We start from the raw sequence: 21005 nt of genomic DNA on the forward strand, positions 1-21005 counted from the left end.
GCTTCGCTACGCGTGCGATCCCAGAGCTCCGGGTAGGCTGTTTTTATGAGTGAGGCAAACATTGACTTGGCACTCCGCTATCACGAAGCAGTGGCCGCTGGCGCTGTTGGTGACGAGTTGTCGGCGTTTTTTACCGCCGACGCGGTGCATCACGAGCTGCCGAATTCGATCATACCAGCGGGTGCGCGACGTGACCTGGAGGGCATTCTGACCGCGGCTGAGGGAGGCCAGCAGGTCGTCAGTGAGCAATCCTTCGACATCGAGAACGTGTTCGCCGCTGACGACCAGGTGCTGGTCGAGTCGTTGTGGACCGGAAAACTGCGTAACGCGATGGGAGATCTGCCGGCCGGCCACGTGATACGGGCACATATCGCGACCGTCCTGCGGATCCGTGACGGACGCATTGCCGAGCAACGAAACTACGACTGTTACCAGCCGTTCAGCCAACCCGCGGAGCGGTGACGGTGACCGGCGTTCCGTAGTCGAAAAATGCGACCGTTCCGTCGCTGACCAGGTCGGCGCCGCGAGCCTTCGCGTCGAAACGGTATTTGATCTGCGCGAGCCGGCCCTGGTTGTCGAGCCAGATGTCGATCGGCGCGGTCGTGATGCCGCCGGACTGGACGCTTTGCAACAGGCTGTTCGCACCACCGGGCGAGTTCTTGACCGCTTTGGCGAAGTCGACGGTGACTTTGTAGCCGGTGGCGGGCGATCCGTGTACGTCGGTCGTGCCGGTCGAGGTGACCGGACCGGTCACGCCTTTCAGGAATCCCAGATAGTCGACCGGATTGTTGGAGCTGCCGCTGGTCTTGCTGGTGTCCAGCTTCGACCATTTCTTGTCGGTGCCCTGAATGTAGACGTCCCTGCCGATGGTGATGATGTGGACGTCGGTGCCTTTGCCTTTCAGGGTGGAGTCACCGGCCAGCGGATTGAACTGGATGCTGCCGTCACCGGTCAGGCTGATCTTGTTGCCGCTGATCGTCGTGTCGAGCAGCGCGCTGAATTTCGCGGTGTTGGCGGCCAGTGTCTTGTCGTACGCGGCGGCGATGGCGTCGGCCGGATTCGCCGCGACCGCCGCTTTGGGCTGGCCGGCCGGTGCACTGCCGGTTTTGCTGGCGGTCGGTCCGCAGGCGCTCAGCGCGAGTGCAGCGGTGGCGGCCGCGATGATGACCGCGACTGTGCGGCGCATGGACGTTCCTCTCGGTCGGTGTGGCGAGCGACTGCCACGATATGTGCGGCACACCATGACAAACAGGAGGATTGCCCTAACGGACCGCGGTCGCGGCCCGATCAGTCGTCGATCTCACCGACGGCTATCGCCGGCAAACGGTGTGTTTCGGCCGCCGGTCGGCGGTGCTATGTTGAGGCTGGCCAGCCAGGATGGGGAAGTGGACATGCCGCAACCACAAGGCGAGGAACTGGAAAAGATCCGCGCGCGGCGCGACGAGCTGCGCGACCGATATCTGCGTCCGGCCGGTGAGCGTCCGACGACTGCGGTGCGAGGCGTCCACCACATCGCGTTGATCTGCCGGGATGTCGAGGAGACGATCAGGTTCTATCAGGAGTTCCTTGGCTTTCCGCTGGTCGAGCTGGTGGAAAACCGGGACTACAGCGGCTCCAGCCATTTCTTCTTCGACATCGGCAACCGCAATCTGCTCGGTTTTTTCGACTTTCCCGGTCACGGCCACCCCGACTTCAGCGAGACGATCGGCGCCGTGCAGCACCTGGCGTTGTCCACCTCACCGGAGAACTTCGTCCGGATCAAGGAGATACTCGACGCCGAGGGGATCGAATACCTCGGTCCGGACCGTGGGGTGGAGGACAGCCTCTACATCCGCGATCCCAACGGCATCGGCCTGGAGTTCTATCGCGAGGAGCTCGGCACCTTCAACGGCCAGAAAATTCTCGGCTAGGGTCTGTGTCGATGTTCCGAGGGGATGAGAGTCGTTTGGGCTCGGCTATCGCCCCGCGGAATATGGAGACAGACCCTGGACCGCGGTGGAGGCAAGCCGCGAGGTGCTCAGCAGGCCGGCCGCGCCGCCGGACCTGACCCTCGCGTACGGACCGCATCCCGACCAGGTGGCGGACGTACGCGCGTCGGCCGCGACAGGTCCACTGGTGATGTTCTGGCACGGCGGTTTCTGGCGCGATCCGATCACACGTGCGTACACCGGCCCGCTCGCCGTCGACCTGGCCGGTCGCGGTTTTACGGTGGTCAGCGTGGAATATCGGCGCACCGGCGGTGCCGGCGGATGGCCGGCGACCTTCGACGACGTCGAACTGGCGGCGCGGCAGGTGCCGGATCTCGTCGCGGCCGCAGGAGTGTCGTTTGCCGGTGTCATGTACGCCGGCCATTCCGCCGGCGGCCACCTCGCGGTCTGGGCCGCCGCGCAGGACCTGGCAGCCGACATTCTCGGCGTGGTCGCGTTGGCGCCGGTCATCGATCTCGTCGAAGCATCTCGGCGTGATCTTGACGAAGGCGCGGCACGTGCGTTGCTCGGCGCCGGTCCGACGACGCGCCGGAGCGCTATGCGCTCGCCGACACGGCGCGGATTCGGGCGCCTCGCGTGCCGGTGACGCTGATCCACGGAGACCGCGATACGCGCGTGCCAGTGGAAATGTCACGCGCGTACGCGGAAAAGACCGGCCATCGACTGACTGAGCTGCCTGGCGTCGGTCACTTCGAGATCGTCGATCCACTCAGCAAACCGTGGCGCGTTGTGGTCGACGCATTCGCCAAAGCGGGTTATCTGGTCGGAGCCGGCGCCGGCAGGTGCACCGTCGTCTCGATCAGGTCATAGCCGAGATCCGGCCGTACGCCGTCGGGGTTGTCCAGCCGCGCGTCGGAATACCAGGACTGGTCGGCCTCCGGATGCGGACCGACGACGCCGACCCTGCCGCGGCCGTACGTCGTCGCCACGGCAGCGGCCGCGCCGGTCGGATACGTCGCCAGCACCGTCGCGGTGGATCCCCGTCTCAGCTGGAAAATCGGTCCATCCTGGAAGTACATGTGCCGCCGCTGCCCGCGCCAGGTCACCGCGACGACCGTGTCGTCGGAGCTGGCGACCGTGGCACCGCGCGAGTCGATGTAGGCGTTGGTGTCGCCGGGAAGCAGGCCGAAACCCGGTGTCGCGCCGGCCAGATAGCCGCCGAGGCAAAAGCCGAGATACGTGCCACCGCCGCGGACCCACGCCCGGATGTCGTCGGCGTAATGTCGCATCCGCCGCCAGGCCGGGTCAAGGCTGCCACCGCCTGGCTGCGCGTAGACGACGGCGGTTTTCAGCGTGGCGGCCGAAAGTGGCTGGTCGCCGTCGGGTCCGACGAACATTACGCGGAAATGGCTCGGTGAGTTTCGCAGCAGCTTGGCGACCGCGTCCGCGCAGCCGGAACAGGCCGCCGGTCCGCGATAGACCAGTGCCAGCGGACCAGATTGCTGCTGACCGCCACATGCCGCCAGAGCCGCCACCAGCGCGGCTGTCAGGGCCAGTGCGATCCAGCGTCTCATTCCTTGGGTTTCTCGTCGAAGATGTCCAGCAGGTATTCCGACCTTATCGCCGGCATCTCCATGGTGGTCTCCTCGGCGGTGGCCACCGCCGAGACGAACCGCAGTGCCGGCAGCTCCATCGTCATCTCCGGATCGAACCGCTGTGCCGTCGCGGCATCGACGACGGGCAGCGGAATCAGCTCGGTCGCATCGTCGGACGGCCGCGGGACGACCGCCGGACTGACCGGCGCCGGCCTGGGTTTGCGTGGCCTGGCAAGGCGATCGGCGACCCAGCGCCGGCTTCGGCCGGACAATGCCGAAGTGAGCGTCTCCAGCGGACCTTTTCCAGCGGTGGCCCGCCACGCCAGCCCGATCGCCAGCACGGCGATGACCTGCAGCGTGTAGCCGACACCGGCCGAATACACGTCGTAATCGGAGTTCAGGAACCAGATGTGCGCGGTGTAGAAGGTCAGCGTCATGCCGCCGGCGGCGGCGAGCGGCGCCATCAGCACGCGGATCACCGGTCGCAGATAACCGAGACCGACGTGCCCGAGCAGCAACATCGCGCCGAGCAAGGCCATCGCGGCACCGATCGTGCCGACCATGTCGGGCGTCGTTCCGGTGTGCGGCGAGTCGACGGCGAGCCACCACCAGGTCGACGACGGTACGGTCCCGTCGGCGCCGAGCGAGAGCACCTCGCTGGTTTCCGCGGCGGTCCAGACACTGCCGGGCTGCGCCATCCAGATCTGCGACAGTCCGCCATATTGGTGCAGCAGGACCCAGGACGCGTACGCTGCGCCGGCCGCCAACACGATTCCGGTGCCCAGCAACGAAACCGCGACGCGGATCTTCTGCAGCGACAGCCGGCCGACGACAATGCCGGCACACGCGTACGCCAGCCACGACAACGCCGGATACTCACCGGTGATCGTGAGCTCGGTGAGGATCGTGACCGGATGCCGGATGACGTCGATGAACTCCGGGTTGTCCAATGACGGCACCGCAAGATGGGGCAGCCACAGATGTGTCAGCACGGGGACGCCGCCGGCGGCCGCCACACCGACCACCGCGACCAGCCAGGTCGGCATGAAGACGAGCGGGATGGCGAGGACGAAAAGCACGGCATAGTACGGCAGGATCACCGCGGCCAGCCGCGCGTCCGCGTAACCCATGAAAAGTCCGATGGCGCCAATGACCAGCGCGCGTACGAGCAGGCCAGTCGCCACCGCCGGTCCGGACCGCAGCGGCACGCGTTTGCGTCCGGTCATGAAGGCGATGCCGACGCCGGCCAGCACGGCGAAGGTGGCGGCCGCGCGGCCGCCGAAGATCGCGAACGACAGGGTCGGCGAGCCGTCCGGATTGGACTCGTACAAGGAATGGACGGCCATCATCCCGAGCAGCGCCACACCGCGGGTGGCGTCCACGGCGATCAGCCGCTGCGCCTTCGCGGCGACGGAGGTCGTCGTTTTCCGTACCGGCAGGTCGGTCATCGCGCCATCACGGCCGAGACCAGGTCGTGGCCGAGGTCGAGCGCGAGCGGTCGCGGCACCGGCAGGCCGGCGTCGGTGAACCAGTCACGGGTCGCCTCCGGATGCGGTCCGACGACGCCGACCTTTCCACGGCCGAAAGGCACGACCGCGGCGGCGACGGTGCCGTTGGTGTAGGTGGCGAGCACGTTGGCCGACCGTCGCTTGATGTCGAAATGCGGGCCGTCCTGGAAGAAAACCGTGCGGCGCCGGCCGTTCCAGACGACCTCGACCAGTGTGTTGCCGTCGTCGTCGATGGTCGCGTCGTCGGTCTCGATGTACTGGTCGGTGTCGCCAGGCAGCAGGTCGAAACCCGGCGTCGCGCCGGCCAGATAGCCGCCGACGCAGAAACCGAGATATTTTCCACCGTCGGCGATGAAATCGCGGATCTCGTCGCGGTGGTGCTTCATGTGCTTGTACGCGCGTTTCAGCGTGCCGCCACCCGGCTGCGCATACAGATCGGCCTCGGCCAGCGAGTCCTCGGACAGCTCGTGGTCTTTCGGTCCCACGTAACGCACGTGGAAGCCGGCCGGACTCGACTCCAGCAGCGCGGCCACCGCCTCCGGACATCCCGGCAGGCTGGCCGGTCCGCGATAGACCAGCGCCAGCGGGCGGTCACCGGACGGCTCGTCGGAGGACAGCAGCGAGTCGAAGGCTCGGCGGACGGCGGCAAACGGCCCGGACATCAGGCGTTGTCCAGTGTCAGAGCCGTGCACCTGATCCCGCCGCCGCCTTTGCGCAGCTCGGTGGTTTCCAGTTGTACAACGGTCTTGCCGCGCTCGCGCAGCCGCGCGGCCAGCACCGGCGCTCCGGTCGTCATCGTCACCGTCGTCCCGTCACTCACCAGGTTCAGTGCGAAATTGTCCGCCTCCGCGCGCGAAACCTCAATAAGGTCCAGGCCGGCGGAGTGCAACTCGGCCAGGCTCGGCTGGTCGAAGGCCTCCGGACAGTAGGCCAGGGTGTCCGCGTCGATGACCGACAACGCCAGATCCAGGTCATACCAACGCGCGCTGACCGTACGCAGCGGAACGACGCGATAGTCCAGAAAATCGGCCAGCAGGTCGAGCGTACGCCGGTCGGTGCGCTGGCCGTGTCCGGCGAAGAGCAGGTCACCGCAGGCAAGCGCGTCGCCTTGGCCGCTGAACGCGTACGGTGCCTGGACAATCCGATAGTCGCGCTCGGCGAACCAGGCGCGGTGGTAGGGCGTTTCCGCCTGCCGTTCCGGCGGCAGGTTGGCCAGCACGACGTGGTCACCACGGACGACCGCGGCATTGGCCGTGTAGACCATGTCCGGGCAGTCCGGCGCCGCGGCGACGTACTCGACCTTGCGGCCGGCGGCCAGGTGCGCGGCCACGATCGCCTCGTGTTCGGCGGTCGCCGCGGCCAGCTCTGGCTGCGTTTCGGTGTGCATGTAGGGATTGATCTCGTAGTCGATGCGGAAGTGTCGCGGGTCGCACACGAGCAGTCGGGAGTTCATCAGCGGACCGATTCTGTGGTGGAGCGAGAGGACGGGATCGCACGCCGCCGTCCGGCGCGGTGTACGCCACGCACGGCTTTGTCGGCGATCACTTTGAAATCCAGGTGGACGGCGTCGCCGGCGCCCTGTGCCGGAATGCCGATCCACCGCGTGCCTGGGGTGAGGTGCTCGCCTTTCATCAACAGCGACAGCGATCCGAGCGTCACCTCGCTGTCGACGACCGCGTCGTAGAGGACCACCGAGCGCGTGCCGACGCTGGCGCCGCGTTTCACCGTGACCTTGGACATCTTCATGACCCGGTCTTCGAAAAGGTGAGTCTGCAACGAAACACCAGTGCCGATGGTCGCGTCGTCGCCGATCTCGACCAGGTCGAACTCGGTGAGAAACGTGGTGCCGATCCAGGTGCGCCGGCCGACCGACGCGCCGAACCAGCGCAGGATCGGTGGCAGGAAAGGCGTACCGACCAGCATGCCGACGCCGGCCGGCACCGCGGCGGCCTCGAACATGCCGGTGACGAACTCGCTGCGGCGGACCCACGGACTCCACAGCGGCTCGACCCGCGGCACGTAGGTGCCGATCAGGTTTCGTTTGATGGCAACGCAATAGACGATCACCGCGACACTCGCGACGATCGCCATCAGCGGCGAGGCCAGCGCCGGGACCGGCAGGTCGCGGCCGTGCGCGACGCCGGACAGCGCGAGCAGGTAGAGATAGAAACTGAGGCCGAGCACCGAAGCCGGCAGCGTCGCGCGGAAGAACTCGATCGCGAGCCGCTGCCACACCAGCCGCCGGATCGGCCGGAACGTCTCCTGTTCGGAGTAGGAGCCGCTGTCCTGCCGCAGCGGCAGGTGCATCGCCGGGGAGCCGAGCCAGGAGGTGCCTTCCGGCACTTTTTCCTCCGGTGGTACGGTCCCGACGCCGACCAGCGACCCGTCGCCGAGGTTGGTGCCGGCCGGCACGAACGCGGCGTTGCCGACGAACGCGCGGCTGCCGACCTCGGTCGGCAGGAAGGCGACCCGGCCGTTGGCGAAGGTCGCGGCGCCGACGCTGGCCATGTCGGCGACGAAACTTTCGTTGCCGAGCACCAGAAGATCCGGGTCCAGGTGCGCGGCCGTGGAGACCTCGGCGCGCCGGCCGACGCGTGCGCCGAGCATCCGCAGCCACGGCACGGTGTAGAGCGTCGCGTAGAGCGAGTTGGTGAAGGTCAGGCTGAATTCCAGCAGCTTGTCGGAAATCCACTTCCGTACGCCGAGACCGGACCGCACGGGATGGATGCCGATGGGCGTGTTCGGCATGATGACGCGCTTGCCGACGGCCACCACACCGCAGACGGTGAGGACGAAAACCGGCCCGGCGATGACGGTCGCGATCATGCCGGCGAGCACACCCCAGGCCAGCAGGGCCCACCAGACCAGCGCGACGCCAGGCACGATCATCGCGATCGCGCCGACCTCCAGGCCGGCCAGGCCGAAAAATGCGCCGAGCAGGTGCCAAAACCGCCAGCCGCGGGTTTCCTGGTGGCCGCGCATCATCATCTCGACGACGACATCCAGCTCGTCGGTCGGCTGCGCAGGTGAACCCGACCAGCGCTGGCCGATTGGGACCCATTGGCCTTCGCCGATCACGGACTGCTGCGCCAAGGAAGCGCCGGCGTCGATGGTGCTGCCGGGTTCGAGAACGGCGTTCGCGCCGACGAATGCGCCTGGTCCGACGGTGATGGGCGCGACCGTCACCAGGCCATCCTCGACGCGCCACGGCCGCAACGTCACGCCATAGCCGATGGACGCGTCGGCGCCGACGTAAACCATGCTCGGCATGGCGATCGCGCTGGTCTCGATGGTCGTACGCCGGCCGACGTGCGCGCCGAGCAGCCGCAGATACGTGGACGTCAAAGGAGAACCGCTCACCACCGGCAGTGGACCGATGGCCAGCAACATGTCCAGCGCCCACAGCCGCAGATAGGTCAGGCCCCACAACGGATATCGGCCCGGCTTGATCCCCCAGGCCAGCGGCCGCGCCACCACCAGCGGCACGATCCACCGTACGCCGAGATAGCTGACCAGGATCGCGCCGAGCAGCTGCACCAGCACGTCGACCGACACGTCACCGTTGTTGACGGTGTAGACGTACGACACCGGCAACGTGATGACGAGCAACAACAAGTAGATCACCACGGCCTGCGCGGCACCGGCGCGCGCGATCCGGCCGGTGCGGTGCCGCATGCCCGGCGCCTTGGCGGCCGCCGGTGCGGCTCCGCGCTGTTGCCGTTCCTCCAGATGTGCCGCCAGCTCGCGGACCGTCTGGTTGGCGTAGAGGTCGCGTACGGCCGGGTTGGAGCCGATGTTTTCGTTACGTAGGAAGGAGACCACCGTGGCGGCGAGCAGCGAGTGGCCGCCGAGGTCGGTGAAGAAGTTGGCCTCGACCGACAGATCCTCGGCCGCCAGGCCGAAAGCCTGAGCCCACGCGTCGCGTACGCGCGTCTCCATCTCGGTTTGCGGTGCCACCACTGGCCCCGACGACAACGCCAGCCGGCGGCCGCTGGGCAGCGGCAGCCGCTTGCGGTCGACCTTGCCGCTCGGCATCGTCGGCAGCGACGCGACGACGTCCAGGAAGGACGGCACCATGTATGGCGGCACGCGGTCCTTGAGCTGACCGTGCAGCCGCCGCACGATCGCATCCTCGTCGCCGTGGCCGGCCAAAAGGACGACGTACGCGGAAAGTTCCTTTGCGGCGTCCGGTTCAGCGCTCACCGGCATCATCGCGGTCACCGCTTCGGCGACCGCGTCGTCCTCCATCAGTACGCTCTCGATCTCGCCGAGATCCACCCGGTGGCCCCGAATTTTCACCTCGGAGTCGGCCCGACCGAGGTATTCGATCTCGCCGTCCGCGGTCAGCCGGCCGAGGTCGCCGGTGCGATAGAGCTTGCTGCCCGGCGGTGCGCACTCGTGCTCGATGAACTTGTCGGCGGTCAGGTCCGGCCGGCCGACATAGCCGCGCGCGACTCCGGGACCGCCGAGGCAGATCTCACCAACCTCGCCGTCCGGCACGAGTTTGCGGTCCTCGTCAAGCAAAACGGCGGTGTACGTCGGCACCGGCCTGCCGATGACCACCGGGCGGCCCGGATAGAGGTCGCACCAGATGGCCGTCACGGTCGCCTCGGTCGGGCCGTACGTGTTGAGGATCCGCCGTCCCGGCCGGCTCCACCGCTCCACCAGCTGCCCGGGGCAGGCCTCGCCACCGACCAGGATGTTGCGGATTTTCGGCAGCTCACGGGGGATGGTCGCGAGCAGCGTCGGCACGCAGTAGAAGACCGTGATGCCGGCGCTGTCCAGGAAGTCGGCGAGCTCGGCGCCGAGCCGTCGCGAGTCGGTGGGGCCGACGACCAGCGTCGCGCCGCGTTCCCAGGTCGGCCAGATCTCCTCGATGGAGAAGTCGAAGGAGATCGTCATGCCCTGGTAGACGCGGTCGGTCGGCCGGACGTCGTAAAGCGTCGGCACCACGTCGAGGAAGTTGCAGATGCTCGACTGCGCGACCAGCACGCCTTTGGGCCGGCCGCTGGAGCCGGAGGTGTAGATGATGTACGCGTCCGGGTCGGGGTTGCCGGCGTCGTCGAGGCTGAGGTCCGGCCGGTAGGCCGGTTGCGACCGCAGTTCGTCGGCCGCGGTGTCGACCTCGAGCACGGCACAGGGCAGCCCGCTGGCCGCCGCGGACAGATCCGACGATGTGACGATCAGGTCGACGCCGGCGTCCTCGACGATGTAACCGACCCGGTCGGGGGGAGAACCCGGGTCGATCGGTACGAACGCGGCCGCCGCCTTGCCGATGCCGAGCAGCGCGACGTACGTCTGCAGCGACCGGTGCAGCAGGATCGCGACCCGCGATCCGTCGCCGACACCGGCCCGCCGCAACCGGTGTGCGAGCTGGTTGGCCAGCGTGTCCAGCTCGCGATAGGTGACCGCGCGCTCGTCGGTCCGCACGGCGACGGCTTCCGGCGTGCGGTCGACGCTCGCCTCGAAGACATGGTGCAGCCGGCGAACGTTTGCGCCGGAATATCGCGGCTGTGAATAGTCTGTGGACGGATGCGCCACCACCCTGGTGGTTTCTCCAGCCATGTCAATGGACATACGTCTCCCCGAGCCGAACAGTGGGCCCTCGCGGCACATTTCGGCTGTATTAACTATGCACGGAAAGAGCCCGTTCCGTATCCTCCGATTGTCCAGTCGGGCCCGGAAATCGGCTCGCACACAGGAGAAACCCTTTCCCTCCCGGAACCGTTCAGCTGCCCGACACGTTAATGTCGGCGGAAATTGGGTAAGACAAAGAAATAGCTGTGTTTACGCGACGAACCGCATGCCTGCCATCCACGATGGGACAAGGTCATGCCAACATCCACCCAGTCGGCACTGTTGGTGTGAAGATGCTCACGGCCGGTGCGTCAAGGTGGCGAAAGTCGGTGCGGGAGGAGCTTTCGACTCCACACCGTACACAGTCACACGCGTGCGGTGGTCACCGGGGTGACCAAAGATACCCCTGACTCTGCCCGAAAAACCCTGCCTGATCGGCGGTCCGAACGGCCGGTCACCTGCCGATTACGCTGCAACGATGGACAAAATCAGCGACCAGGCCCTGCTCGCGCGTGCCGATTCGCTCACCGCGGAGGCGGCCGAGGTGGTCCGCGCCGTCGACTTCTCCGGCCATTTCAACGTTTTCGGCGATCCGGTGGTGATCGGCAGCGCGGTCTCCGGCCTGATGGTGACCCGCGACCTGGACGTGATGTTCACAGCGCCGTACGTGACGACCGCTGAGGTTTTTGTCGCGCTTGCCGGGATTTCTGGTGACGGTCGGTTGCTGGCCGCTGACTTTCGGGATGAGCGCGGCGATCGGCGGCCCGGTCCGGCTATCACGGATGAGCGTTTCTATGTGGTCGGGGAATATCTGCACGGTGGTCGGCTTTGGAAGATCGACATCACCATCTGGCTGCACATCGTTGACCGTCCACATCGCCATGCCGCCGAAGCCTTGCGGAATGCCAGTCCGGAGCAACGACTGGCCATCCTGCGCATCAAGGACCGTTGGCGGCACAGTGTCAACTATCCGTACGCAGTCAGTGGAACGGACGTCTACACGGCGGTTCTGGACCACGGCGTGCGTACGGACGAAGAGTTCTCCAGCTACCTGCGCGAGCGGAACTTGCCGACCGAATAACCGAAATGTGTTATTTGCGCGAGTCACGGAACAACCGGATCATTGGCCTGGTTGGATGACAACGTGACTTCTCCGAGAGTGTCCCGTGTGCGCGCGCCGGAGCTCGCCGGCGCCGGTGGCTGGATCAACACCGGCGGCCGCGACCTCACCCTGGCCGATCTGCGCGGCAAGATCGTGTTGGTCGATTTCTGGACTTTCTGTTGCGTCAACTGCCTGCACGTGATCGACGAGCTGCGGCCGCTGGAGGAGCGGTTCAGTGACGTGCTCGTGGTGATCGGTGTGCACTCGCCGAAGTTCGAGCACGAGCGCGAGCATCAGGCGGTCGTCGCCGCGGTCGAGCGCTATGGCGTACGGCATCCGGTGCTTGACGACCCGGAGATGCTGACCTGGCAGCAGTACGCCGTACGCGCCTGGCCGACGCTCGCGGTGATCGACCCCGAGGGTTACGTGGTCGCGCAGGCGGCCGGCGAAGGTCACGTCGAAGGAATCGGCCGGCTGCTCGAGGAGTTGGTCGCCGAGCACGAGAAGCAAGGCACTCTGCATCGCGGCGACGGACCGTACGTGCCGCCGCCGGCACCGGAAACCGTCTTGCGGTTCCCCGGAAAAGTGGCCGTGACGCCGGCCGGCACGCTGCTGGTCTCGGACTCGCAGCACCACTCGCTGGTCGAGCTGGACGGCGAGGCCGTGGTCCGGCGGATCGGCAGCGGCGAGCGCGGTTTCGTTGACGGCGCAGCGGAAACGGCGGCTTTCTCCGAGCCGCAGGGCGTGCTGGTGATGCCGTCCGGTGTCGCCGGATACGACGTACTCGTCGCCGATACGGTCAACCACGCGCTGCGCGCCATCGACTTGTCCGACGGTCGAGTGTGGACGGTCGCGACCGCACCCGAGGGCGTACCGCTGTCGCCGTGGGACCTGGCCTGGCATGACAGCGCTGTCATCGTTGCCGGCGCCGGGATTCACCAGCTCTGGCGTTTCGACCCGCGCTCCGGCGAGTTCGCGGCGTGGGCCGGCACGACCGTGGAGGGGTTGAAGGACGGCGCGATCGCCGAGACCTGGATGGCGCAGCCGTCCGGTCTGGCGGCCGACGGCGACCGGCTGTGGATCGCCGACTCGGAGACTTCTTCGCTGCGATACGTGGAAAACGGCGTCATGCACACCGCGGTCGGCGAAGGACTTTTCGACTTCGGGCATGTCGACGGACCGGCGGAGAAAGCGCGTTTCCAGCATCCACTCGGAGTCGCGGTGCTGTCCGATCATTCCGTCGCCGTGCTGGACACCTACAACAACGCCGTACGCCGTTATGATCCGGCGACAAAAGAGGTGAGCACGCTGGCCACCGGTGTGGCCGAGCCCTCGGACGCGGTGGAGGTCGACGGTCAGTTGGTGGTCGTCGAGTCGGCCGCACACCGGTTGACCCGGCCGGTCGCTCCGGGGACGATGCGGCGGATTTCCGGTCCGGCCATGCAAACTCAGCGGCCGGTCACCGAGATCGCGTCAGGTGTCGTGCGGCTCGACGTCGTCTTCAGCCCGCCACCAGGCCAAAAACTGGACGATCGCTATGGTCCGTCGACGCAGCTGAACGTGAGCGCGACGCCGGCCGAGCTGTTGGTGTCCGGCGCCGGCTCCACGACCGACCTGACGCGGGAGATCGTGATTTCGCCGGACGTCACCGAAGGGGTGCTCCATGTGACGGCTCAGGCGGCGGCCTGCGATGTCGGGGTGGAGCATCCGGCCTGCCACCTGATCCGGCAGGACTGGGGTGTGCCGGTACGGATCACCGGCGGTGCGACCCGCCGGCTTCCGCTCGTCTTGCGTGGGGTGGACATCAGCTGATTTTGGGGCGCCGGATCTCTTTCGTCGGCTTCCAGCCGCCGCGCGGCTGCCAGTCGCGTCCGTCGCGGGTGTCCGGCGTCCAGCCGAGCAGCACCGCGACATCCACGAGAAGGAATATCGCCAGCAGGATGAGGAGTTCCATGCCACGTAGCATCCTCCGCAACTCGCTGGCGCGAGAGTGGCAGGGATGCCAGGTTACCTCGAAATCCTGCCGTATCCTGGTGGCATGATCCGATCCGTCGCGGTGCCGGTGCTGCCGGGTGTGTCCCCGTTCGAGTTCGCCACGCTGTGCGAGGTGTTCGGCATCGACCGGTCCGAGCAGGGCCTGCCGACGTACGACTTCCGCGTCTGTGGCGTACGTGCCGGCGAGCCGGTGGCGTCCAAGACCGGCTTCGACATCGTGCCGAGGTTTTCACTCGACGCGATGGCCGATGCCGACGTCATCGCGATGTCCGCCGGCAGTGCGCGCGAGGAGGACTATCCGGACGACCTGCTGGCCGGCCTGCGTGCCGGAGTCGAGCGGGGCGCCCTGGTCATCAGCATGTGCTCCGGCGCGTTCGCGCTCGGCGCCGCCGGCCTGCTCGACGGGCGTACGTGCACGACACACTGGATGTACGCCGACGAGCTGCAGCGCAAATATCCGCGTACGCGCGTCGATCCGGACGTCCTCTACGTCTGTGACGGCCCGGTGTGGACCAGCGCCGGCACGGCCGCCGGCATCGACCTCTGCCTGCATCTCGTCCGCGAGCGCGAAGGCACCGAGGTGGCGCGTGCGCTCGCGCGGCGGATGGTGGTGCCGCCGCAGCGGTCCGGCGGCCAGAAGCAATACATCGAGACGCCGATCCCGCTGCGCGGCACGTCCACGCTGGAGCCGCTGCTGAGCTGGATGGTGGCGCATCTGGACCAGGCGATGAGCGTGCCGATGCTGGCCGAGCGCGCGCACATGGCACCGCGTACGTTTGCGCGCCGGTTTCAGGCCGAGACCGGCACGACACCGCACGACTGGCTGACCACGCAGCGCGTACTGCTGGCCAGGCAGTTGCTGGAAGGCAGCGACCTCACCGTCGACACGATTGCCGCGCGCGCCGGATTCGGCAACGCGGCGGCGCTGCGCCACCACTTCGGCATCAGGGTCGGCACGACGCCACAGGCCTATCGCGAGACCTTCCGGGTGTCCCGTCAGTCGGCCTGAAGCGCCTGCTCGAAGGTGATGGTGCCGTACGCGTTGTCCGGCGTGAGGTTGTTGCCGTCGCGAAACGCGCGATAGGTCCTGCCCGGCAGGCGCAGCGGCACGAGCAGCCGGCGTTTTTCCTTGGCACGGAAGTAGATCCGGATGAGGTCGGCCACCTCGCGGACCTGCGGACCGCCGATGTCCGGCACGCGGCCGGCCGGTGCGCCGGTGGCCAGCTCGACCAGCCGGCCGGCCACCTCGCCGCTGTCGATCGGCTGGACGCGTATCGGCAGGATCGGTACGACCGGCGAGCGGCCGAGCAGCGCGGCGCCGCGGAAGATCAGGTCGTGGAACTGCGTTGCGCGCAGCACCGTCCACGGCAGGCCGGAGTCGGCGATCAGTCGCTCGGCGGCGAGTTTGGCCTGGTACGAAAACAGCGGGATGCGGTCGATGCCGACGATCGACACGTACACCAGGTGTGGCCGGCCGGCTCGGCGCGCCGCCGCGACCAGCGCCTCCTCGACGGAGGTGTTGGTCGGCGCGTACGCGCAGTGGACGATCGCGGACACGTCGCGGCACGCGTCTTCCAGGCCGGCACCGGTCTTGTAGTCGACCACGGTCCACTCGTGCGGCGAGTCGGTGCGCGGCCGGCGGCTGGCGATCCGTACCCGCTGGCCGGCGGCGACCAACCGGTCGACCACGCGCCGGCCGAGTGCGCCGGTCGCGCCGGTCACCAGCACTGCCACACCGGTGATTCTGTCACGTCTTGCGGCGTTTGCCGTCGCCCTCACTGTCGGCCAGCTCGACGGTGTCGAGGATGATCCGGTAGGCGTGCAGCTGGCCGGAGAAGAAGTCGACGGCTCGCTGGTCGGCCCTGGTGCGGGCCATCGCCAGCCGGTTCTTGATGTCGGCCTGTTGCTGCGAGAGCTGCTGGCGTAAGTCCTTGATCACCGGATCCATGGTCGGTGTCATCCCCCCAGATGCGCGGTCCGTACCCCTCGCAAACAACGCTACTCGTTGTCGCAGCTACCCCGCGGAAGTTATCCACAGCCGGCCAGACCAGCGTTCGCGTACGGCGTACGCACGCGCGGACCGTCGCAGCCGCGCGTGAGGATTGGACTTCAGCGCGGTCAGGCGGTCACCGCGTGTCGGGGTTCGTAGCTGACCTCGCCGAGCAGCCGTTCCGACACGCGGCGCAGCGCCGCCTGCAGCTCCTCCTGGCTGTCCGGTTCCCAGTCGGCGAACTTCTCGGTGACCCAGCCGCGCCAGGCGGTGGCGATCTTCTCGAACTCCGCCTCTCCGCGCGCGGTCAGCTCATAGCCGCTGGCCGAGCTGGCCAGCAACCCCGCACCGACGGCTCGCTCGAAGGCCGGCTGCAGCACCTCGTCCGGCGCGTTCACATTGACGGTGACCTGCGACAACGTGGCCGAGCCGTGCCGCCGCCTGGTCAGCGCGACGCGGGTCAGGCACCACGCGTCGGCGATGCCGAGCGTCGACTGCGACCGCGCCAGCACCTCCGTGCTCATCCGTCGCGGCCCCGCCTTCACGATCGCCGCCACGGCACGCTCGACGCAGTTCTCGTGGCTGCCGTCCGGCATGGCAAAGCCGTCGCCCATGTCCGAGGCGGCCACCCGCGCGGTGTCGCGCAGCTTGACCTGCTTGAGGAACAGCGACAGGGCGAAGGCGAGGCCGGCGACCGGGATGGCCGCGAGGAAGACGACCTGCAGCGACTGCGCGTACGCGTGCGCGATCGGTTGTACGACCGAGGCCGGCAGCTTGTGCAGCAACTCGGCGTTTTGCAGCGCCGCCGGACTCACACCGGCCGGCAGTCGTACGGCGGACAGCTTTTCCGTCAGCTGGTTGGAATAGACCGTGCCGAAGACCGCGACCCCGAAGGAGCTTCCCATCGTACGCAGGAAAGTCACGCCGGAGGTGGCCACGCCGAGGTCCGCGTACGGTGCCGTGTTCTGCACCGCGATCACCAGCACCTGCATGCAGGCGCCGACACCGAGACCGAGGACCAGCATGTAACCGGCCGACAGCCAGTAGTTCGTCGTCTCGTCCATCAGCGACAGCAGATAAAGACCGCAACCCATCAGCACCGATCCGGCGATCGGAAAGATCTTGTACGTGCCGGTCCTGCTGACGACGTTGCCGCTGACGATCGAGGCGAACAGCAGGCCGGCGACCATCGGCAGCATCCGGATGCCGGACTCGGTCGCCGACACACCGTTCACGTACTGCTGGAAGGTTGGCAGGAAGGTGATGCCGCCGAGCATCGCGAAGCCGACGATGAAGCTGATCGGCGTGGCGACGGCGAAGACCGGATTGCGAAACAGCCGCATCGGCAGCACCGGCTCTTTCGCGCGCAGCTCGATGAAGACGAAGAGCACCAGCAGGATCAGCGAGCCGACCGACATCCAGATGATGGTCGGCGAGTTCCACGCGTACGTCGTGCCACCCCAGCTGGTCACCAGCGTCAGGCCGGAGGCGGCGAGCGCGATCACCAGGATGCCGAGGTAGTCGACGATCGGCCGCGCCGCCGCCCTGATCGCCGGGATCGCCGGCACCGCGACGAGCAGCACGATGATGCCGACCGGAATGTTGACGTAGAAGGCCCACCGCCACGACAGGTGGTCGACGAACAGGCCGCCGAGCAGCGGCCCGACCACCGTGACCACACCGAAAACCGAGCCGAGCGCGCCTTGGTAGCGGCCGCGGTCGCGCAACGGGATCACGTCGGCGATCAGCGCGGTGGCGGTGACCAGCAGGCCGCCGGCGCCGACCCCCTGCACGCCGCGCGCCACGATCAGCCAGGTCATGCTGTTGGCGAAGCCACAGAAGAAGGAGCCGACCAGGAAAACCAGCACGCTGGCCAGGAACACCTGCTTGCGGCCGAACATGTCGCCGAACTTGCCGACCAGCGCGGTGGCGATGGTCTCGGCCAGCAGATACGCGGTGACCACCCACGACAGGTGGTTGCCGCCGCCGAGATCGGCGACGATCGTCGGCAGCGCGGTCGACACGATCGTCTGGTCGAGTGCGGAGAGCAGGATGCCGAGCAGTACGGCACCGAACACCAGGTTGACGCGTTGCCGGCTCAGTTGTGGTGGCGCGGCCGTCGTTGCCGTTGTCTGCGTTGTGGCCATCGCGTCGCCTTCCGTGCCGGACGTACGCTCGGATTGGATCAAGGTCGCGCGGGACTGGCAACTTTTCGGCGGAAACCGCCTACAATCATCAAATGAACGATCGTTCGTCTGGCGCGACGCGAGCGCGCGGCGCGGCCGGCCACCGGGTGGACGCCGACGTGCGTACGGCCTCCAGCGTCGCCAGCCCTGGCGTCGACGCGCCAGGAGCGCAGATAGTGTTGTCGGCGGCGGTCGACGCGATCGCCGAGCACGGCTATCACGGCACGTCCGTACGCGACATCGCCGTACGCGCCGGGATGAGCAGTGCCGCGCTCTATCACCATTTCTCGTCCAAGCAGGATCTGCTGTTCACCATCATGGAGCGCGGCATCGACATCCTCATCGAGGCGAGCGAAAAAGCCTGCGCGGAGGCCGGCAACGATCCGGTCGAGCGGTTGCGCGCGCTCGTACGCGTCCTGGTGTTGACGCACAGCCAGCACCGCAAAGAAGCCTTCATCGGGTCGAGCGAAGCACGCAGCCTGGAGCCGGCCAACCGCGCGGTTTTCACCGCGAAGCGCAACTATCAGCAGCGATTGATGGACAACGTGGTGCTTTACGGCACCGATCGCGGCCTTTTCCGTCCGCGCGATCCGCACGTGGCGTCGCGCGCGATCGTCACGATGTGCATCACCGTGGCGACCTGGTACAACGAGTCGGGTCCGCAATCACCGGAGCAGATCGCCGACAGCTACGCCGACCTGGCGCTGGACATGCTCAACTATTCGGTCTAACCGTTGACACGCTCGCGGAGGACGAATTTCTGCACTTTGCCGGAAGCGTTGCGTGGCAAGGCATCCACGACGATGACGTCCTTTGGCCGCTTGTACGACGCGAGCCGCTCACGCAGGTGATCGGTGAGCTTTTCCAGCGTAGGCGGCGAAGCCGGGTCACGCGCGACCACGAAAGCGACGGGGATCTGACCCCAGCGCTGGTCGGCACGACCGACCACCGACACGTCCGCCACATCTGGATGGCTGTCGATGGCCGCCTCGACCTCGGCGCAATAGATGTTCTCTCCGCCGGAAATGATCATGTCTTTCTTGCGGTCGACGACCCAGATGAAGCCGTCGTCGTCCATCCGTACGAGGTCGCCGGAGTGAAACCAGCCGCCGGCGAACGCCTCCGCGGTCGCCTCCGGCTTGTTCCAGTATTCGCGCATCGTCGTCGGTCCGCGATAGACGATTTCGCCGACCTCGCCGCGCGGCACGTCCTTCATGAACTCGTCGACGATCCGCACCTCGATGCCGGGCAACGGCGTACCGACCGATCCCATCTTCTCGATCGCGTCCTCACGGCGCAGCAGGCAGGTCGTCGGACTCATTTCGGTCTGGCCGAAGGCGCAATATGCCGGCGCATTGGGAAAAGTCTCGGCCATCGCCTGCAAAACCGACGGCGGCGCGACCGCCGCACCCCAGGAAATCCGTTCCAGAGCCAGGTCGCGCTCCCTGACTCCTGGCACGGCGCAGATCATGGCCCACTGGCTCGGTACGAAAAAGCAGCTGGTGACGCGCTCTTTCTCGAAAAGATCGACGATCTGTTCCGGTACGAAGGTGGGGGAGGAGTAGAGGACGACGCGGCTGCCGGTGATCATCGAGCTGAGCGACAGCGACAGGCCGGCGATGTGAAACATCGGCACGGCCAGCAGGCTCACACCCGGTTTGCGATCCACGCCGCCGGTCGCCAGGCCCTGGATCAGGTGCGCCATCAACAGGTTGAAATGCGTGAGCACCGCGCCTTTCGGCCGTCCGGTCGTGCCGGAGGTGTAGATGATGAACGCGGCATCCGACTCCGGCACGTCGATGTCCAGCGGTGTCGCCGGTGCCGCGGCCACGGTTTCCTCGTACGGCAAGGCATCCGGTCCAAACTCACCTTCGCCGCCGTCGGTGACCAACACCGCGTGGAGACTGTCCACCTTGGCCGCCGCGGCCGTGGTGGCAAGGGCCGCGTCGACAATCAGGGCGCGAGCGCCGGAGTCCGCCAGGATGTACGAGATTTCGCCGGCCACCAGCCGAAAGTTGATCGGTACGGCGATCGCGCCGAGGCGTAGTGGTGCGAGCAGTGCCTCCGGGAACTCCAACCGGTTGCGCATCAGCAATGCCACCCGATCGCCGCGCGTGACGCCTTGCGCGGCCAGCGCACTGGCGAGTTTCGTTACGCGCTCGTCCAACTCGGCGAAGGTCTGCTGGCGGTCAGCGAAACTGAACGCGATGTTGTCGCCGTAGACCCGCGCGGCGCGGGACAGTTGTGCCGCAAAAGACATCCGCCGGCCGGCGTTGACCGCCGCGAGATCGTTCACCGCTCATCGTCTCCTTTGCCAGGCAGCCATCGTCCGCTGAACCTCGGGTCCGTACGCTGCGCGAATGCCTGGAACGCCAGCAAAGTGTCCTCGGTGGCGAAGTTGACCGTCTGAGCGACCGCCTCGGCGTCCAGTGCCTCGGACATCGACCGGCTCAGGCTCGCATTCAGCAGCTGTTTGTTCTGCGCCAGTGCCACGGACGGTCCGGCCGCGAGGCGTACGGCCAAATCGTCGACGAACGCGTCCAGTTTCTCGTCATCGACGACCCAACTGACCAGTCCGAGCCGCAATGCCTCGGCGGCGTCGACGAAATCTCCGGTCAGCGCGAGTCTTTTGGCCGCCTGCAGGCCGACGATCCGCGGCAGCAGCCAGGAACCGCCGAAATCCAGCGAAAGTCCGCGTTTGCTGAAGATCTGGCTGAAGCGCGCGTCCGGACCGGCGACCACGATGTCGCAGCCGAGCGCGAGGTTCCAGCCGGCTCCGACCGCGACACCGCGCACCTTGGCGACGACCGGTTTGGTCAGCTGGTGCAGCTCCAGCGCCACCCGGTTGATCTCGTGCATGCGACGCAGCGGATGCTCGGCCGGCGTCTGGCCGCCGCTGAGATCAGCGCCGGCGCAGAAGGAACCGTCCGCGCCGGTGACGACGAGTGCGCGTACGCCTGGATCATCGCGCACGTCCACGATTGCCGCGTGCAGTGCCAGCCAGGCGGCCTCGTCCAGCGCGTTGCGCCGGTGCGGCCGGTTGATCGTCACCGTGGCGACGGCGTCCTGCCTGGTCAGCAACACCGGGTCGGTCATCTGGCCTCCGGACGTGATGCGGACAACC

Annotated in this window: 19 protein-coding genes; 7 read left to right on the top strand and 12 right to left on the bottom strand. The window is 67.2% G+C overall.

The window, feature by feature from the left end; genetic code table 11:
- Positions 1-45 precede the first annotated feature (45 nt).
- Positions 46-462, top strand: a complete 417-nt coding sequence (locus GNX95_RS21590; protein WP_163509204.1) for a nuclear transport factor 2 family protein — start codon at positions 46-48, stop codon at positions 460-462.
- On the opposite strand, the gene GNX95_RS21595 is transcribed toward GNX95_RS21590, so the two are convergent.
- Positions 440-1186, bottom strand: coding sequence for an SCO4651 family lipoprotein (locus GNX95_RS21595; RefSeq protein ID WP_163509205.1), 747 nt, complete (start codon positions 1184-1186; stop codon positions 440-442). The genes GNX95_RS21590 and GNX95_RS21595 overlap by 23 nt on opposite strands.
- A 205-nt stretch (positions 1187-1391) precedes the next feature.
- On the opposite strand from GNX95_RS21595, the gene GNX95_RS21600 reads away from it, so the two are divergent.
- Positions 1392-1910 carry a VOC family protein gene (locus GNX95_RS21600; RefSeq protein WP_163509206.1) on the top strand — a complete coding sequence of 173 codons (519 nt, stop codon included), beginning with the start codon at positions 1392-1394 and terminating at the stop codon, positions 1908-1910.
- An 85-nt stretch (positions 1911-1995) separates the two neighbouring features.
- Positions 1996-2574 (top strand): alpha/beta hydrolase, encoded by a 579-nt coding sequence (locus GNX95_RS21605; RefSeq protein WP_222853803.1) that lies wholly within the window; start codon positions 1996-1998, stop codon positions 2572-2574.
- A 169-nt stretch (positions 2575-2743) separates the two neighbouring features.
- Here GNX95_RS21605 and GNX95_RS21610 read toward each other — a convergent pair whose 3' ends face one another.
- From GNX95_RS21610 to GNX95_RS21630, 5 genes are read right to left on the bottom strand one after another with little or no spacing between them, the layout of a single operon-like run.
- Complete coding sequence (locus GNX95_RS21610; protein ID WP_163509207.1) at positions 2744-3502, bottom strand: BPL-N domain-containing protein; 759 nt, start codon at positions 3500-3502, stop codon at positions 2744-2746.
- Positions 3499-4971, bottom strand: coding sequence for a heparan-alpha-glucosaminide N-acetyltransferase domain-containing protein (locus GNX95_RS21615; protein WP_163509208.1), 1473 nt, complete (start codon positions 4969-4971; stop codon positions 3499-3501). Before GNX95_RS21615 ends, GNX95_RS21610 begins: the two co-directional genes overlap by 4 nt.
- Positions 4968-5693, bottom strand: coding sequence for a BPL-N domain-containing protein (locus GNX95_RS21620; RefSeq protein WP_163509209.1), 726 nt, complete (start codon positions 5691-5693; stop codon positions 4968-4970). The genes GNX95_RS21615 and GNX95_RS21620 overlap by 4 nt, the downstream gene beginning before the upstream one ends.
- Positions 5693-6484 carry a dimethylarginine dimethylaminohydrolase family protein gene (locus GNX95_RS21625; RefSeq protein WP_163509210.1) on the bottom strand — a complete coding sequence of 264 codons (792 nt, stop codon included), beginning with the start codon at positions 6482-6484 and terminating at the stop codon, positions 5693-5695. Before GNX95_RS21625 ends, GNX95_RS21620 begins: the two co-directional genes overlap by 1 nt.
- Entirely contained in the window at positions 6484-10596 is a 4113-nt protein-coding gene (locus tag GNX95_RS21630; RefSeq protein WP_163509211.1) for a Pls/PosA family non-ribosomal peptide synthetase, read from the bottom strand. Before GNX95_RS21630 ends, GNX95_RS21625 begins: the two co-directional genes overlap by 1 nt.
- A 490-nt stretch (positions 10597-11086) precedes the next feature.
- Here GNX95_RS21630 and GNX95_RS21635 point away from each other — a divergent pair, with 490 nt between their 5' ends.
- Together GNX95_RS21635 and GNX95_RS21640 are read left to right on the top strand one after the other, a co-directional pair.
- Positions 11087-11689: a hypothetical protein gene (locus tag GNX95_RS21635; protein ID WP_163509212.1), complete on the top strand. Its 603-nt coding sequence runs from the start codon at positions 11087-11089 to the stop codon at positions 11687-11689.
- Between the two features lie 63 nt (positions 11690-11752).
- Positions 11753-13522 (top strand): NHL domain-containing thioredoxin family protein, encoded by a 1770-nt coding sequence (locus GNX95_RS21640; RefSeq protein ID WP_222853804.1) that lies wholly within the window; start codon positions 11753-11755, stop codon positions 13520-13522.
- Here the strand turns inward: GNX95_RS21640 and GNX95_RS21645 are convergent.
- A complete protein-coding gene (locus GNX95_RS21645) occupies positions 13515-13664 on the bottom strand; it encodes a hypothetical protein (protein ID WP_163509214.1) in 150 nt (49 codons plus the stop codon). The two genes, GNX95_RS21640 and GNX95_RS21645, sit on opposite strands and share 8 nt — an antisense overlap.
- Positions 13665-13748: 84 nt before the next feature.
- Here GNX95_RS21645 and GNX95_RS21650 point away from each other — a divergent pair, with 84 nt between their 5' ends.
- The gene (locus tag GNX95_RS21650) at positions 13749-14714 is read left to right on the top strand and encodes a GlxA family transcriptional regulator (RefSeq protein WP_163509215.1); all 966 of its coding nucleotides are present in this window, start codon (positions 13749-13751) and stop codon (positions 14712-14714) included.
- Here GNX95_RS21650 and GNX95_RS21655 read toward each other — a convergent pair.
- The 3 genes from GNX95_RS21655 to GNX95_RS21665 form a co-directional block, all read right to left on the bottom strand.
- A complete protein-coding gene (locus tag GNX95_RS21655) occupies positions 14702-15439 on the bottom strand; it encodes an SDR family oxidoreductase (RefSeq protein WP_163509216.1) in 738 nt (245 codons plus the stop codon). The two genes, GNX95_RS21650 and GNX95_RS21655, sit on opposite strands and share 13 nt — an antisense overlap.
- 13 nt (positions 15440-15452) lie before the next feature.
- The gene (locus GNX95_RS21660) at positions 15453-15644 is read right to left on the bottom strand and encodes a hypothetical protein (protein ID WP_163509217.1); all 192 of its coding nucleotides are present in this window, start codon (positions 15642-15644) and stop codon (positions 15453-15455) included.
- A gap of 179 nt (positions 15645-15823) precedes the next feature.
- Positions 15824-17842, bottom strand: coding sequence for an MDR family MFS transporter (locus tag GNX95_RS21665; protein ID WP_163509218.1), 2019 nt, complete (start codon positions 17840-17842; stop codon positions 15824-15826).
- A gap of 92 nt (positions 17843-17934) precedes the next feature.
- Between GNX95_RS21665 and GNX95_RS21670 the strand changes: the two genes are divergently transcribed.
- Entirely contained in the window at positions 17935-18612 is a 678-nt protein-coding gene (locus tag GNX95_RS21670; protein WP_163509219.1) for a TetR/AcrR family transcriptional regulator, read from the top strand.
- Here the strand turns inward: GNX95_RS21670 and GNX95_RS21675 are convergent.
- Together GNX95_RS21675 and GNX95_RS21680 are read right to left on the bottom strand one after the other, a co-directional pair.
- Positions 18609-20177 (bottom strand): long-chain-fatty-acid--CoA ligase, encoded by a 1569-nt coding sequence (locus tag GNX95_RS21675; protein ID WP_246281694.1) that lies wholly within the window; start codon positions 20175-20177, stop codon positions 18609-18611. The genes GNX95_RS21670 and GNX95_RS21675 overlap by 4 nt on opposite strands.
- Positions 20174-20977, bottom strand: a complete 804-nt coding sequence (locus tag GNX95_RS21680) for an enoyl-CoA hydratase/isomerase family protein (protein ID WP_163509220.1) — start codon at positions 20975-20977, stop codon at positions 20174-20176. Before GNX95_RS21680 ends, GNX95_RS21675 begins: the two co-directional genes overlap by 4 nt.
- Positions 20978-21005 lie beyond the last annotated feature (28 nt).

Source organism: Fodinicola acaciae, assembly GCF_010993745.1.
GTDB classification, from domain to species: domain Bacteria; phylum Actinomycetota; class Actinomycetes; order Mycobacteriales; family HKI-0501; genus Fodinicola; species Fodinicola acaciae.